Raw genomic sequence first — 14691 nt, 5'->3', positions numbered from 1 at the left:
GCTTGCTATTTATTTAATGACTCAGGTCAAAAAATAGCACTTCAGCATCAATGCCATCATTTATTTTTATAGAAGATTCATGCTCTATTAGGAGTGCATCGCCACCTTCTAGTGTTTGATCATTGACAGTTAAGGATCCCTTGATGAGGTGAACATAGGCTTTACGCTTTGGATCAAGTTCTATTTGTGCTGATTGTGAGCCATTAAATAAGCCCGCATATAACTTCGCATCTGCAAATATCTTGACAGAACCATCCTTACCATCAGGCGAGGCAATCAAGCATAGCTTGCCTTCTTTGTCGGAGATTGGGACAGTCTTTTGCTCATAACTGGGATCAATTTCTAAAACATTGGGTTCAATCCAGATTTGCAAGAGGTGGGTTGTTTGATCCTGAGCGTGATTAAACTCACTATGCATCACGCCAGAGCCAGCACTCATGCGCTGCACATCTCCAGGTGGAATGCTTTCCACATTACCCATGCTATCTTGATGGGCCAACTCACCAGAGAGAACATAGCTAATAATTTCCATATTGCGATGACCATGTTTGCCAAAGCCCATTCCTGGCGCAACGCGATCATCGTTGATGACTCTTAAGTTCCCCCAACCCATAAATTGGGGGTCGTGATATCCGGCAAAGGAGAAGGAGTGGAAACTTTGGAGCCAGCCGTGGTCAGCATAGCCTCTATCGTGGGATTTTCTCAGTTGGAGCATGGATTTAGGTTTTTCTGCAGGAAATATTCAATAAGCACATTATCATTAGCTTTTGCTATTTTTGCTAATAGGTAGTGCATGGGAAGCTTTAAACAGAATGTTCAAGAAACCTTTCTAGGCCTTTCTGAGAGTGCTCAGGAGTGGTGGACAGACTTCACCCAATTTTTACAAGAGACTTGGCCAATTTTGTTTTTGCTTTTGGCCATTCTCATGGGTATTTGGTGGTATGTAGATCCGCCGCCCCCGCGACACGTCATGATGGCAACTGGAACCAAAGGTAGCTCTAACGAGATGCTTGGCGAACAGTATGCAGAGTTTTTTGCCAAGAAGGGTATTACTCTGGAGTTGATTTCGACAAATGGGGCACAAGAAAATATTGATCGTTTGTCAGATCGCAATGATCCTTTGCAAGCAGCATTTGTTCAAGCGGGCGTGGTGCCTACTAAAGATGTGACAGGTATTCAATCGTTGGGTGTGATTGCTTATGATCCTATTTGGTTTTTCCATCGTGGCCCCGAACTCAATGCAAAAGATTTTCAGGGTGTAGATAGCCGCTTTCAATATTTTCTTACCCAAAAGATTTCAATTGGCGTTGAAGGTAGCGGTACGCACGCGCAGGCAATCAAAATATTACAGCTTTCAGGTTACGAGCCTGGACCAAGTTTTGTAAATTTACCTGGGAATGAAGGCGTAAAGGCAATTCAGAAAGGGGAGATTGATGGCATTTTTATCGTGGATACCTACTACTCTCCAAACGTGCAGGCCTTATTGAATGATCCTAATTTACAACTGGGTACATTCGGACGAGCCGAGGCTTATGCAAAATTAATTCCCTATCTGAGCATATTAAAAGTGCCTGAAGGTGCGTTTGATTTAAAGCGCAACTTCCCAAAATCAGATCTAAAACTCCTGGCAACCACCACCAATCTTTTAATTGATGATCGCATGCATCCTGCCATTCAGTATTTATTTTTGGAGGCGGCGAGAGAAATCAATGGCAAAGCAACTTTCTTTGCTCATCGTGGAGAGTTCCCGTCGTTTAAAAATACAATGCTCCCAGAGAGTCCGGTAGCCATTCATTATGAGAAGAATAGCTATCCCTTCTTAGTGGCTTACTTGCCGTTCTGGCTTGCAGAGTTAGTCAATAGACTGGTCTTCATCTTGCTGCCATTTCTACTGGTTAGCTACCCCTTATTACAAGCTCTACCTGGCTACAGAACCAGGAGAATGCAAAACAAAATTAATCGAGTGTATTCAGATCTAAAAAGTTTTGAACAAGAATTGCTTGTGAATTTTGATTTAGGTCGACTCGATGAATATTTGAAGAGGCTGGATGCACTTGAGTATCAGGCGCTCACGATTCAAGTATCTAGGCGCTTAGCAAGTGAGTGCTATTCATTGCGCACTAGCATCGACTATGTGCGCAACTGCCTCAACCGAGGGGTTCAGCCCTATCAAATTGACGAGACATCCGTTACCCTTGCTGGGCAGGTACTAAGCAAGGTAGAGCCACTTCAGGCCTCTGAGGCAGAGCAAGCAGCCCAAGCTAAAACAGGCCCAGGGGATGAACAACCCCCTAAACCCGAGCTACTTTTATAGGCTATTCACTCTCACCAGATCGACTGGGGAATTTGAAAGAGGCATAACGAACCACTGCATTAGCTAGTGCCAGAATCAAGATTGTGAGACCCATGAGGAGGATGGCCATATCTGCCTCATGCTTAGTATTCACCAGGTCAATAATGAGACGGGTGACAGCAGTGATGGCGACATAGATCAAAAAGCGTACTGGCATATGGTTGGTCTTGAAATAAATACCAACCATCGCGCCAATTTCAAGGTAGATAAATAGCAAGAGCAGGTCTTCAATCGAGGCCGAGCCTTTGTTAACCATTCCTAAAAAGGCAACTGCTGCTGACCAGACTGTTGCAGCACCAATTCCAAACAAGGCGATGCGATGAAAGAGAGATACAAATAAGTTGCCGATTGGTACCGTCCATTTTTCAATGGCATCTTCTAATTGGGATGCATCTTTTGGCGAGTGAGGGGTCATGTTCATAAAGTCTCCTGTTTGCTGATCTATCTTTCTCAGTATATTTCTCAATTGCGCTCAGAAGAATAAAAAAAGAGGCCCATAGGCCCCTTTTTTCTGAAGTGTTGACTTTGATCAACCCAAACTATCAGCCCAAATGTTGTGGGCCCATCCCCAGGCATACACTCCTTCAAGGGTGGATGGTGCTGGCGATAGCCCTCCAGAGCCGGGAACAGTCTTAAAGGTTTTTTCAGTGGCGTTGTACTGGTGCACACTAGCAACGTGAACAACTTCACGGTCATTGACGAAGCTGTAGCAAGTATTGGTGAGGACGGGAGCAGGATTCACTTCCCAGCCACTGAGTTCAGCAACAATTGCCGCAGCTGCCACTTTGGCGTGTTGATTGGCCATGTGACCAGACTTGGGCATTGCTGGCGCAATTTGAATAGAGTCGCCTAAGACGTGAATGTCTTTTTGGGCTGTGGATTCAAAGTTAATAAAATTCACATTGACCCAACGCCCATTTGAATTCGCCAAGCCTGTTTTCACTGCAATCTCACCGGCACTCATTGCGGGAAGTAAATTCAATACGTCAGCCTTGATGTCATCTTGAACTTCAAGCTTGATTGTCTTGGTTTTTGCATCAACAGCGGTGACATTGTGCTTTGGTAAATACTCAATGATTCCAGAATACTGCTCAGCCCACACTTTCTTAAACAGCGCACCCTTCGATGTCACATCTTGGTTCGCATCCAAAATTAAAACTTTAGATTTAGGCTTGTTGTGTTTGAGATAGTTTGCTACTTGGCAAGCCCGCTCATAAGGGCCAGGAGGGCAGCGATAAGGAGCTTCTGGGATGCTAATTGCAAAAGTACCGCCATCGCGCATTGCGGCAAGTTGTTTGTGAAGTGCAACTGTTTCAGGGCCAGCTTTCCAGGCTTGCAATGTTACGCCGGCCTTGTTTGCTTGCGCTAATCCTTCAATGCTATTCATCATCAAGGTAACGCCTGGTGAAACAATAGCTTTGTCGTAGCGTAAGGTTTTGCCTGATGCAAGTTTGACGGTCTTTTTATCTGCATCAATGCTGGCAACACTATCTTGCATGATTTTGATGCCATGACGTTTGCTCAGATTATCGTAAGGAGTGGTGATCTCTGCGAGAGTGCGTGAGCCACCGACAACCAAATTCGATAGCGGGCAAGAAACAAAAGAAGCATTTGGTTCAATGAGGGTTACTTTGGCCGTGTTGTTGGAAAATAGGCGCAAGTATTTGGCAGCAGTGGCCCCGCCATAACCTCCGCCAATAACTAAAATTTCTGCTTTTTGTAAATTAGCGCGAGCTTGTCCGGAAAATCCCGCAAGCAAACCAAGCGCTGCTGCGCTTTGACCAATAAAGTGTCGACGATCCATCATGGCTTCCTTATTGTTTCTTGCCAAGTTGATTGGCGATAGTTTCAAGTTGCTCATCAGAATAGCCTTTGGCTAACTGCGGCATGATTGTTCCTTCACGAGCGCCAGATTTAAATGCTTTTAATTGAGTCAGCATTTGTTCGCTAGTGAGGGTATTGATTAATGGCATTCCGCCGTCAACTACACCTTTGCCATCGGTGCCATGACAGTTGGCGCAAGTGGCAGCCAGGCCGCGTTTATATAAATTACTGGCTTCAGCATTTTGCGCAAGGGCAACCCCGCTCCACTGGCTAAAGCCGATATAAAGCACTGCTAGGATTGCGGGTTTGAGAAACTTTGCTCGCATCGGGTCCATCTCCATTTAGTTTATTTCTAGGTAAAGCATTTTATTTTTGCTTGATAGCATCTTAAACAAGAAGTTCTAAAAAGTGAGTTTTTCCTCAGATTCATTTTTCATAAGCTCATTCGAAAAAGTGGATCAATTCATTTTTTTCAAGCCTTCATGCAAGCCCTATAAACTATAGGTATGCGAGGTTCATTTTCTTACCGTTCTGCCCTCTTAATCCTCTTTTTAGGTGTATTTACCTATCTCTACGGCTTAGATAGTCGATTTGCCCCTAAAAACGGGGATGAGTATCCCTACATGCATATAGTGCGTATGACTGCACAGACAGGCAATTGGCTTCCCCTGCAGTCCGAGATGGACGGAATCAAGAATACTAAGCCACCACTTATTTTTTGGCAGGGCATAGCTAGCAGTCATTGGGCTAGCAAATGGTCGCTAATGAATTTGCGTTGGCCTAGCGTGCTCTATACGGGGCTTACTGCATTTTTCTTGTTTTTGGCGGTACGTCGATTTAGCGGTAAAACCCAAACCGGTGTATTGGCAGCTCTGGTATGGCTTTCATTTTTCGCGACCTATCGCTATGGACGCCCTTTTCTAGCCGACCCCCCAGAAGTTTTTTGGATAAGTTTGCCATTCATGGCCCTTTTGTATTGGGGGCGGTGCGCATTTGAATCCAAACTCTTGTTCCCGTTATTGGCTGGCATCTGTTTTGGTCTGGCGCTCTTCGCTAAATCCTTTGCTTATATCGCTCCTGCTACATTCGCTCTAGGCCTTTGCTACTGGCGCTGGCGGCAATGGAGTATTCCAAACACATTGACGCGTGATCTCTATAAGATTTTTATTGCTGGCATATTGGCTTTATCAGTATTTGCTTTATGGTTTGCTTTTGATCCAAATCCTGAGGCGGTTTGGAAAGAATTCGTGCTTGGTGAGAATGCCGGTAAGTTTGCCGCCCGCAACTCTAACTATGTGCTGGATCTTCTGCGTGGCGGCGATAGCATTTGGCTACTCCTTTTAACCACCTTAGCTAATGCAGGCTTATTTACTTTTGTCTTGGCCTCCACCTTGTTGCAATGCTGGCGTGGGCGCCGCTTCTTAGATGTGGAAGAAGTTCTCTTGCTATTGTTGATTGCTGCATTTTTGATCGTGTTTGCCTTACCTAGCCAGCGCTCTGGTCGTTATCTGTTACCAGTGATGCCAGCATTTGCTGTACTCATTGCGCTGCATTGGGAGCGCTTGCCTTTGTGGGGATTTCGGCTCGCCTTATTTCTGCAGATCATGATTCTTTCACTGTTTTTGTGGATAGGCGCCAATCTGCAGCTCTCTGGCCTTACCGGGGAGGTGGGCGCATGGAGCTATTCTTATGGCCATTGGATATTGATCTCTGCCAGCCTCCTGATTGCTTTAATAGGTTTATTCAGGATCAATCAGACAAAGACGCTAGCATTGGCGGGATGTTTTCTGACGTATTGTGTACTGACGAGTAGCCTAGCTCCATTGGAGGGTGACCTAGGGCGTTACTCAGCTGCGACAATTGCTCAAATACAAGGTAAAAATGTCTGGATTCCTTGCGACTATCGCGCTAAGGATGAAGAGTATCGATTGCTGCTGCCTGGCGCCAAGCTGCATGGTTATTTAGCAAAAGATGCTACTGATGTTGCTGGCCTAACAAGTACTTACCCTTTGGTTGCTGTACACACTTCACTCGACTCTCCACCTGAGCTATGTAATTCCTGCCAAATAGTAGGGCGGAGAATGGAAATGCGCGCTCGACACTCTCAAGAAGAAATCATCGAGATGTTGCAAGGTCAAATCGGAAAGCATCTTTTTGTGAATGAGTATTTAGTTGCAACACCAGTGATCGCACCAGATCTTTCTAATGTAAAGGATGTTTGTAGATGAGCCGTGTGATCGCCCTTTGTTTTCTATTTTTAGCTGCAGTGATTGGCTTTTTACATATTGATAGCCGTCCAGTTTGGGCCCCGTTTGCAACCAATACGCCAGCTCCAGCTGAGGTGGAATTGGAGTCCCCTGTAAATTTAAAATCTAAAAACCAAAATACCCCGAATAAGGTGGGCATTGCAAATCCGATCAGCACTTGGTTGCCTGAGACGGGCGCTGCTTCAGTGCATGCGGCATCTTTGATTGCATTAAAAGATGGTGCAATACGGGCATTTTGGTTCGCTGGAAGTCGTGAAGGCGCTGCAGATGTTGTGATTAATAGCGCTGTCTTTGATCCCAAGTCATCAAGCTGGAGTGCGCCTACTGTCGTGATGGATAGAGTGAGCGCTGAAAAAGGTTTATCCCGATATATCGCTAAATTAGGCAATCCGGTTCCAGCCAGAATGTCGGATGGTCGTCTGCAATTATTCTTCGTCACGGTATCGATTGGTGGTTGGGCAGGTAGCTCTATCTCCAGTGTGATTTCTGATGATGAAGGTTTAACGTGGAAAAATCCTCAGCGCTTGATTAGTTCACCCCTAGTGAATCTCAGCACTCTAGTCAAATCGCCAAGTGTTTTGTTTGCAGATGGCCGGCTTGGCTTGCCCGCTTATCACGAGTGGATTGGGCGCTTTGGCGAATTTCTGAGAATCGATGCAGGTCAGGTGATTGATAAGCGCCGTATGAGTTCAGGTCGAAGTGCGATTCAGCCACTGGTTTTTGTAAATGATGCCCAAGATGCAACTGCGTATTTCCGACAGACGAGAGGCGCCAGTCAAGCAAAGCAGGTGCCTGTCAGTCAAACACAAAATGCTGGCCAATCATGGAAGTTAACCACAGACTTAGCAATTGCTAACCCCAATTCTGCGCTTACTGGTTTAGAGTTAAATAATGGCACACGCATTTTGGTTCTCAATAATATTGAAACTGGTCGTTATCGCTTGGTCTTGATGATGAGCAACAGCAAATCCGGAGCATGGCATACGGTAGAAGTATTGGAAGATGATGAGGCGTTGCCGGATGATCAGCGCAAAGAGTTTTCGTATCCATACCTCATGAGTGTTGATGGCAATGATGCCCATTTGGTTTACACCTGGGATCGCAAGAAGATTCGTCACCGGTATTTTTCTGGTGCTTGGTTAAAGTATGCCCAGAACCAACTGCCTATCCTACCAACAGATCCACTCTATCAGGAGGCTAAATAATGAATAACCTTATGCAAACTGTTGCCCTGATAGAAATGTCTCTTACTTGCGCAGCCCTGATTACTTTGCTGCTGCAAAAAACCTTTCCACAAGAATTCTCATTGAGTACTAAAGTACTTTTGGTCTTCTTCATTGGCAATCTCTTCTATTGGCCTTTCGGATTCGGCATGGAGTTGCCGCCTGCTGCTTATGTAAGAGCTGTTATTGGTGATCTTAGTATCGTCACCATGTTATTGCTATGGGCATCATTGCTGCCAGGGGGTAAGCCAGCGCCATTGACTTTCAAGTTTGCTATTGTCTTCATCGCCATTGGGTTTTATCCGTTTGCCTTAGGGTTTAGCATGGTGGATCCCTATGCTTGGGGCTATGGCTCCATCGTATTTTTTATTGCGGTTTTATTTTTCGCCCTAGTATGCGGTTTGGCTAATTGGAATAAAGGTGTATGGATCATAGCCATCGCCATTCTTGCTTGGGCGGCCCAATGGCATGAGTCTGCCAATCTTTGGGACTACTTACTCGATCCTTTATTGGTGATCTGGGCTTTGATTGCGTTGATCGGGGCGTTTTATAGAAAGCGCAGAGATAAAGCCCGCTCAGGTTATTTATTTAGACCGGGTTAGGACTCATTAGCATTATTCCTTTAGCAAGAAAAAAGCCAGCAGATCGCTGGCTTTTGATTTCATAGCCTAAAGGCTTAGTCTGGAATATTCGATTTACGAATAATCGGACCCCATTTATTCACTTCTGCCTCAAGGTGAGACTTTAGGCCATTGGGCGTCATCTTCTCTGGTGAAACGATGTCGATATTGGCGTCTTCTAAACGCTTCTTAACATCTGGGGAATTTAAGGCTTTCTTTAAGGCTGCATTAAGCTTATCTAAGATAGGCTTTGGAACGCCTTTTGGTGTGTACATGCCATGCCAAACTTTGACTTCGAAACCTTTCAGACCTTGTTCATCCAAAGTAGGCACATTTGGAATTGCAGGCAAGCGTTTTAAGGTGGTGGTGCCATAGGCTTTAATGCGACCATCCTTAATGTAAGGAATTGTTTGGGTAGTTTGGTCGCAAAGTAAATCAACTTGTCCGCCCAATAGATCTGTCAGAGCCGGGCCAGTTCCTTTATAGGGGACGTTTGTCAGTTTGACGCCCATACGACTCTGAAAGAGTAAACCGCAAAGCTGTGAAACGGCGCCTGGGCCGGCATTAGCCATCGTGATTTTTGAGCCATTTGCTTTGATATAGGCCTCCAACTCTTTGAAGTTATTTGGCGGCAAATCTTTTTTGCCCAAAAGCACCATTGGCACATCAGCTACTTGGCCAATGTATTCAAAGCTGGTCAGCGGGTCGTATGGGAGCTTATCGTAAAGCGCATTAGCCGTTGCCATTCCCATGTGATGTAAGTAAATGGTGTAACCATCAGGAGCGGCGCGCGCCACTTTAGTTGATGCAATGGTTCCACCTGCGCCATTCACATTCTCGACAACAACAGTTTGCCCTAAAGCCTGTCCCATTGGTACTGCAATTAAGCGCGCAACAGTATCCGTTGGGCCGCCAGCAGCAAACGGCACAATCAGGCTAATGGATTTGTTTGGCCAATCTTTTTGAGCGATGGCATTGCCACTCAGTAGTGCGCTAGCAGTGAGCGCTGCGGTTATTCCGGAAAATAAGAAATTCTTCATTTTCACTTTGGTCTCCATGTTTTAGTTATGTTGACCAATTCTGCCAGTTTTAGAGCTTTTTAGGGATAGGGAGATACCTAGTGTTTACCAGCAATGGCAATGGTTCTTTGGGCCAGCAAAACCACTGGTCGATCAATCATGCGTCCATCGAGCTTTACTGCGCCTCCTTTAGATGCTTTATCGGCCTCAATGACTCGCTTAGCCCAGTCAAGCTCTTCCTCTGAAGGCATGAAGGCTGACTTCACAATACCCACTTGCTTTGGGTGGATACAAAGTTTTCCGCCAAAGCCCATGCGTTTTGCCCGTTCAGCATCATCCTGAATGCGCACTACATCATCAGTAGAAGGCGTAACCCCATCAACAGGAGGGGCAATCTGGGCCACTCGGGATGCCAAGACGATTTGATAGCGCGCAGTTTGTAGTTCAGTTTCTTGTGGGTCACAAACCATACCAAGGTCTGCTTGAAGATCTAGGTTACCTAAGGCAAGGCGAATTACTTGGTTGGCATTAGCAATTTCGCGAAGATGATCTAGTCCAATAGCAGTTTCAATCATGGGGATGAGAGCGGTATTCGGCAAAACGAGCGCAGCACCATTCATCTCATCTGCGGACTCACTCTTTGGTATGAGTAGGCAAGCAATACCGAGCTCTTGTGCCAGAATTAAATCAGCAGCATAAAACTGACTACCTGGCGAGTTGCTGCGAATGACTAAACGTTTCTGTTGTTCAGCAGTAAAGCTAGGCCAAGCGGTTCGAATTGCGTTGCGAGCGATTTCTTTATCTTCCGGAGCAACCGCATCTTCCAAATCAAGGATGACTCCACTGGCACCGCTATCAAGTGCTTTAACAAAACGCTCAGAACGGGTGCCTGGTACAAATAAAAAGTTGCTACAAAAACCTAAAGGCGTATCAAGTGGATTCATAAGGGTGGAGTCGATTCATTACTTGGAAGTAAAGAGCCTATCTTGGCCTGTTTGCGGATATTCCACAAGAGGTCAATCGCTTTAGTCATCTCAGCAGGGCTAGCGCCACCACTAAAGGCAGCAAGGCGCAGAGCTTTATCGGTAATTTCATGGCGGCTTAAAGTATTGCCGGGATCGCCCTTAGGCTCATCTACACGACCATCTAAAATGTCGCCGTTATTTAAGTGCACTTTCACTTTACCAATCCAGCGCTGTGGATAGGCGTCATCCACCTCGGGATCAAGGGTCATCGTGACTCGATCGCGGAATAGACAAATTGCATCATCATGAAAATGCGCATCGAATTCTTGCAGCCCAGCGAATTGATAGTGTGCAACTAAGGCAAGAACAGTGCCCATCGAAAATTTGGATTGATGTACGGTTGCAGGATTGATAACAGGACCCAAGACATCGATCGCGCCTTGGTGCACTAGCGTTTCGACTTTAGCGATATCGCTAGGCTTTAGTTTATTAGTCAGCATCACTTGCAATAGTGCATCAGCAGCAGGGTGGGTGTGGCGGCAGGAGGCGTGGTACTTAAAGCTTGTTTCTGCTAAAGCCCAGCGAGCACCTAATTGATCAACTAATTTGCTAGGATCGGCATCACTTGATGTGCCGGCAGCTAGTCCCTGCTTGCCTTCGAGGATATGCTCGGCGCCCGTAAAACCTGCCTGAGCAATATAGGCTGACATCAAGCCTGTTGCCGCAGCGTGGGCAGTATGTAATTGTTTAGAGTCTGCAGCATCACGCAGAAATTCCCAGAGACCAGCAGATTGTGTGCCAGCAGAACCAAAGGCGTGAAGCATTTGCGCAGGAGAAAGCTTCAGAAGTCTCCCTACTGCAGCAGCAGCAGCAAGGGTGCCTGCAGTACCGGTTGTGTGAAAGACTTTGTAATGTGAGCGACCCAAAAACTCACCAACCCGAATACCAACTTCATAACCAGCTACTGATGCCACTAAAAGATCTTCACCAGAAGCTCCGATTGCTTGGGCACAAGCTAAGGCCGGTGGAAATACCACCGTAGCGGGATGGAAGACTGAACCGTTATGAACATCGTCTTGCTCTGCTACATGTGAAGCGGCTGCATTAGCCATGGCTGCCAAAAAAGGGCTTGAGCGTTTGCGGGTGATCAGAATTTCAGAGGGGCCAGCATGTGCGTCATCAAAGCCACCCATGGTTTGGGCGAACTGGGTAATGGTTTCAACGGGGCGAGAGCCCTTGCCTGCGATTGCTGAACCAAACCAATCAACTAATAAATCCTCGGCGCGACTCATTACATCGTTTGGAATGTCGCTGACTTTTAAATTAGCAGCAAAGCTAGCCAGTTCGCGCGATAAATGTTGATTCTGCATAAAAATATTCTCTCCTCAGGGCTGATGCATTAAGCCAAAATAGCAGTGGCTTGCATGGTGAGCCAGTCTTCGTGATCTTGCGCCCAAATAGCAATTGTTTTGCCGCTCGGATCTTTCTCTAAATCCGGTTTGGCTGATACTTTAAAGTTGTTGATGTCAAAAGTCGGTCGAATTGCGCGGAACTCAAAGCTCTTCAACTTGCAGCCTGGAATGCTTTGCCGAACGAGATCGACCAACAGAGTCGCGATCAATGGGCCATGAACTATTAACCCAGGATAGCCTTCCACCTCGGTAACGTATTTGCGATCGTAATGAATGCGATGGCCATTGAAGGTAAGAGCTGAGTAACGAAAGAGCAGCACATCATCAGGAGCAATAGTCTTTGTCCACTTGGCCTCGCTTGGCGCCGGAGTAGGGGGGACTGGCTTGTCATCGGGCCCTGGCGCATCGCGATAAACGATATCGTGTTCCTCGATAATTGCCAGACCATTTTGATTGGAGATCTCATGTTTGACCAAGACAAAAATTAAATCACCGGTGCGACCTGCCTTATGAGTAACGGATTCAATTTTAGAGACACGCTCGATTTCATCGCCAACAGAAAGTGGCGCTAACCACTGCACGCGACTACCTGCCCACATGCGACGTGGTAGCGGGACCGGAGGAAGAAAGCCACCGCGCTTGGGATGACCATCTGGCCCAATTTCAGATTCGCGAGCATGCGGTAAAAAATAGAGCCAGTGCCAAAGCTCAGGCAGAAAAGTACTTCTGGTTGGAGCCGGATCATCCCGATCCAGCGTTGCCGAAAGGGCGCGCATTGGCGCTGCTGTTACAAGATCTTGAAAAGACTCGGTTTTGCCAAGCCATTCTTGTAAGTGGGTGATGGTTTCTGGTTCGATTCGCATAAGTTCCATTATGCCAATCTTGGAAAAAAGCTTAGCCCATCAAAACGGCAGCGAGGTAAGTAAGAAGTCCAGCTAATGCAGACCCTCCCAATACTGTCATTACCCCTTTTTTGAACTTAAACAGAGCTAATCCAGCTAACAGGCAGATGATCATCGATACCCAGGAAATTGAGCCACTCAGGCCACCTGGTAAAAACACATGGTATGCAAAGAAGAGTCCTAAATTAGCAATAACGCCAACGACTGCTGCGGTAATGGCAGTAAGTGGTGCGGTGAAGCCTAACTTGCCATGAGTCGATTCAATTAAAGGGCCACCAACGAGAATAAAAAAGAAAGATGGTAGGAAGGTAAACCAAGTAGCAACGCAGGCGCCAATGACACCAAACCAAAATGGATTACTGTTGCCAATGAGATGCTGAATATGGCCAGCCAAATAGCCAACAAAAGCAACCACCATGATGAGTGGCCCAGGAGTTGTTTCTCCAAGCGCTAAACCATCAATCATTTGATTGGCGCTTAGCCAATGAAAATGATCGACCGCACCTTGATATACGTAAGGCAGGACTGCATAAGCGCCACCAAAGGTCAGCAGCGCGGCCTTGGTGAAGAACCAGGCGATTTCAGGATAAAGTGTGCTCCATCCAAAGATTGCTATTAAGGCTGCAATCGGGAGCAACCAGCAAGCAAGTGCCACCACACTGTGAAAAATCGTTTTTTGAATATTGAATTGCGCATGCTCAGGGGTGGGGGTGTTGTCATCAATGATGGCGCTACCGTAATTTTTCTCCTGGGAATTTCCGTGAGAGCCCATTTGCTGAAAATATTGTGGGTAGCGCTTACCGCCCCAGTAACCCACTGCAGCAGCGATCATGACAATAATTGGGAAGGCTAAGTTCAGAAGGAAGATAGCCAAAAAAGAAACCAGCGCAATCCATTTCAACGCTGGGTTATGAATCGTACGCTTACCAATGCGAACAGCTGCATGTAAAACAATCGCGACCACTGCCGGCTTAATGCCAAAAAAGATTGCGGCAATCCAGGGCACCTGTCCGAAGGTGAGATAAATCCAGGATAGAGCAATCAAAATAAATAGTGATGGCAAGACAAATAGACTTCCGGCCAGAATGCCACCCCAGCTGCGGTGCATCAGCCAGCCAATATAAGTCACTAGCTGTTGCGCTTCCGGCCCTGGCAACAACATGCAGTAGTTCAGTGCATGTAAAAAGCGCCGCTCAGAAATCCAGCGACGCTTCTCAACCAACTCTTGATGCAAAACAGCGATTTGCCCTGCAGGCCCACCAAAACTAATAAAGCCGAGTTTGGCCCAAAACTTTAAAGCCTCACGCAGTGGAATGCTCAAGCGTCTTCCATTCCGCCAACGACTTGACTAAAGCCGTTATCGACGTAAATGATTTCAGCGGTAATGCCGTTGGCTAAATCGGATAACAAGAAAGCGGCGGTATTACCAACGTCATCAATCGTGACGTTGCGACGCAGTGGAGCCGTTTGCTCAACTGCCTCCAATATTTTGCTAAAGCCCTTAATACCAGAGGCAGCCAGAGTTTTAATTGGGCCAGCAGAAATACCGTTAGCACGAATGCCTTTGGGGCCCACTGATCCAGCAAGGTAGCGAACAGATGCTTCTAGAGAGGCCTTTGCCAAACCCATGGTGTTGTAGTTTGGAACATTCTTCATTGAACCTAAGTAGGTCAATGTGAGTAATGAAGATTTGTCACGCAACATTGGTAAGGCTTCTTTTGCCATCGCTGGAAAGCTGTATGCAGAGATGTCATGGGCAATCTTGAAGCCTTCACGAGAGAGGCCCTCTAAAAAATCACCGGCAATTGCTTCGCGAGGTGCAAAACCAATCGCGTGGACGAAGCCGTCAAATTGCGGCCAAGATTTGGATAAATCCTTAAAGAGTGCTGAAATCTGCTCGTCGCTACCAACGTCACAGTCAAAAATGAGCTCGGTATTGAATTCTTTCGCGAAATCCACAATGCGGTCCTTGAAGCGCTCACCTACGTAGGTAAAGGCCAATTCGGCGCCTTCGCGGTGACATGCTTTGGCGATACCATAGGCAATAGAGCGGTTGGAGAGGAGGCCGGTAATGAGGATTTTTTTGCCGGAGAGAAAGCCCATGTT

General features: G+C 46.5%; 14 protein-coding genes. 4 read left to right on the top strand and 10 right to left on the bottom strand.

Annotated elements, in window-relative coordinates; all coding sequences use genetic code 11:
- Positions 1-13: 13 nt before the first annotated feature.
- A complete protein-coding gene (locus AOC07_RS06245; protein WP_215357144.1) occupies positions 14-715 on the bottom strand; it encodes a pirin family protein in 702 nt (233 codons plus the stop codon).
- A 78-nt stretch (positions 716-793) separates the two neighbouring features.
- On the opposite strand from AOC07_RS06245, the gene AOC07_RS06240 reads away from it, so the two are divergent.
- Complete coding sequence (locus tag AOC07_RS06240; RefSeq protein ID WP_215357143.1) at positions 794-2314, top strand: TAXI family TRAP transporter solute-binding subunit; 1521 nt, start codon at positions 794-796, stop codon at positions 2312-2314.
- 1 nt (position 2315) lies between these two features.
- On the opposite strand, the gene AOC07_RS06235 is transcribed toward AOC07_RS06240, so the two are convergent.
- From AOC07_RS06235 to AOC07_RS06225, 3 genes are all read right to left on the bottom strand, one after another.
- Positions 2316-2774 (bottom strand): phosphate-starvation-inducible protein PsiE, encoded by a 459-nt coding sequence (locus AOC07_RS06235; protein WP_215292329.1) that lies wholly within the window; start codon positions 2772-2774, stop codon positions 2316-2318.
- A gap of 108 nt (positions 2775-2882) precedes the next feature.
- On the bottom strand, positions 2883-4157 hold the full coding sequence (locus AOC07_RS06230) for an NAD(P)/FAD-dependent oxidoreductase (protein WP_215358495.1): 1275 nt from the start codon (positions 4155-4157) through the stop codon (positions 2883-2885).
- A 10-nt stretch (positions 4158-4167) separates the two neighbouring features.
- On the bottom strand, positions 4168-4503 hold the full coding sequence (locus AOC07_RS06225; RefSeq protein WP_215292327.1) for a c-type cytochrome: 336 nt from the start codon (positions 4501-4503) through the stop codon (positions 4168-4170).
- A gap of 180 nt (positions 4504-4683) precedes the next feature.
- On the opposite strand from AOC07_RS06225, the gene AOC07_RS06220 reads away from it, so the two are divergent.
- From AOC07_RS06220 to AOC07_RS06210, 3 genes are read left to right on the top strand one after another with little or no spacing between them, the layout of a single operon-like run.
- A complete protein-coding gene (locus tag AOC07_RS06220) occupies positions 4684-6405 on the top strand; it encodes a glycosyltransferase family 39 protein (RefSeq protein ID WP_215357141.1) in 1722 nt (573 codons plus the stop codon).
- Entirely contained in the window at positions 6402-7649 is a 1248-nt protein-coding gene (locus AOC07_RS06215) for an exo-alpha-sialidase (protein WP_215357139.1), read from the top strand. Before AOC07_RS06220 ends, AOC07_RS06215 begins: the two co-directional genes overlap by 4 nt.
- A complete protein-coding gene (locus AOC07_RS06210; protein WP_215292321.1) occupies positions 7649-8269 on the top strand; it encodes a hypothetical protein in 621 nt (206 codons plus the stop codon). Before AOC07_RS06215 ends, AOC07_RS06210 begins: the two co-directional genes overlap by 1 nt.
- Positions 8270-8343: 74 nt before the next feature.
- Here the strand turns inward: AOC07_RS06210 and AOC07_RS06205 are convergent, their stop codons facing one another.
- The 6 genes from AOC07_RS06205 to fabI all read right to left on the bottom strand — a co-directional run bounded on the left by AOC07_RS06205 (position 8344) and on the right by fabI (position 14688).
- Entirely contained in the window at positions 8344-9327 is a 984-nt protein-coding gene (locus tag AOC07_RS06205) for a tripartite tricarboxylate transporter substrate binding protein BugD (RefSeq protein ID WP_251371742.1), read from the bottom strand.
- A 77-nt stretch (positions 9328-9404) separates the two neighbouring features.
- Positions 9405-10250, bottom strand: a complete 846-nt coding sequence (locus AOC07_RS06200; protein ID WP_215357137.1) for a CoA ester lyase — start codon at positions 10248-10250, stop codon at positions 9405-9407.
- Positions 10247-11641: an MmgE/PrpD family protein gene (locus AOC07_RS06195; protein ID WP_215292315.1), complete on the bottom strand. Its 1395-nt coding sequence runs from the start codon at positions 11639-11641 to the stop codon at positions 10247-10249. Before AOC07_RS06195 ends, AOC07_RS06200 begins: the two co-directional genes overlap by 4 nt.
- A gap of 29 nt (positions 11642-11670) precedes the next feature.
- Positions 11671-12555 carry a MaoC family dehydratase N-terminal domain-containing protein gene (locus AOC07_RS06190; RefSeq protein WP_215357136.1) on the bottom strand — a complete coding sequence of 295 codons (885 nt, stop codon included), beginning with the start codon at positions 12553-12555 and terminating at the stop codon, positions 11671-11673.
- 22 nt (positions 12556-12577) lie between these two features.
- Positions 12578-13906, bottom strand: a complete 1329-nt coding sequence (chrA, locus tag AOC07_RS06185) for a chromate efflux transporter (RefSeq protein WP_215357135.1) — start codon at positions 13904-13906, stop codon at positions 12578-12580.
- Positions 13903-14688, bottom strand: a complete 786-nt coding sequence (fabI, locus tag AOC07_RS06180; RefSeq protein ID WP_215292309.1) for an enoyl-ACP reductase FabI — start codon at positions 14686-14688, stop codon at positions 13903-13905. Before fabI ends, chrA begins: the two co-directional genes overlap by 4 nt.
- Between the last annotated feature and the right edge of the window lie 3 nt (positions 14689-14691).

The organism is Polynucleobacter sp. UB-Raua-W9, from assembly GCF_018687435.1.
Taxonomy (GTDB): domain Bacteria; phylum Pseudomonadota; class Gammaproteobacteria; order Burkholderiales; family Burkholderiaceae; genus Polynucleobacter.
This window is presented reverse-complemented; position numbering and strand designations above follow the sequence as displayed.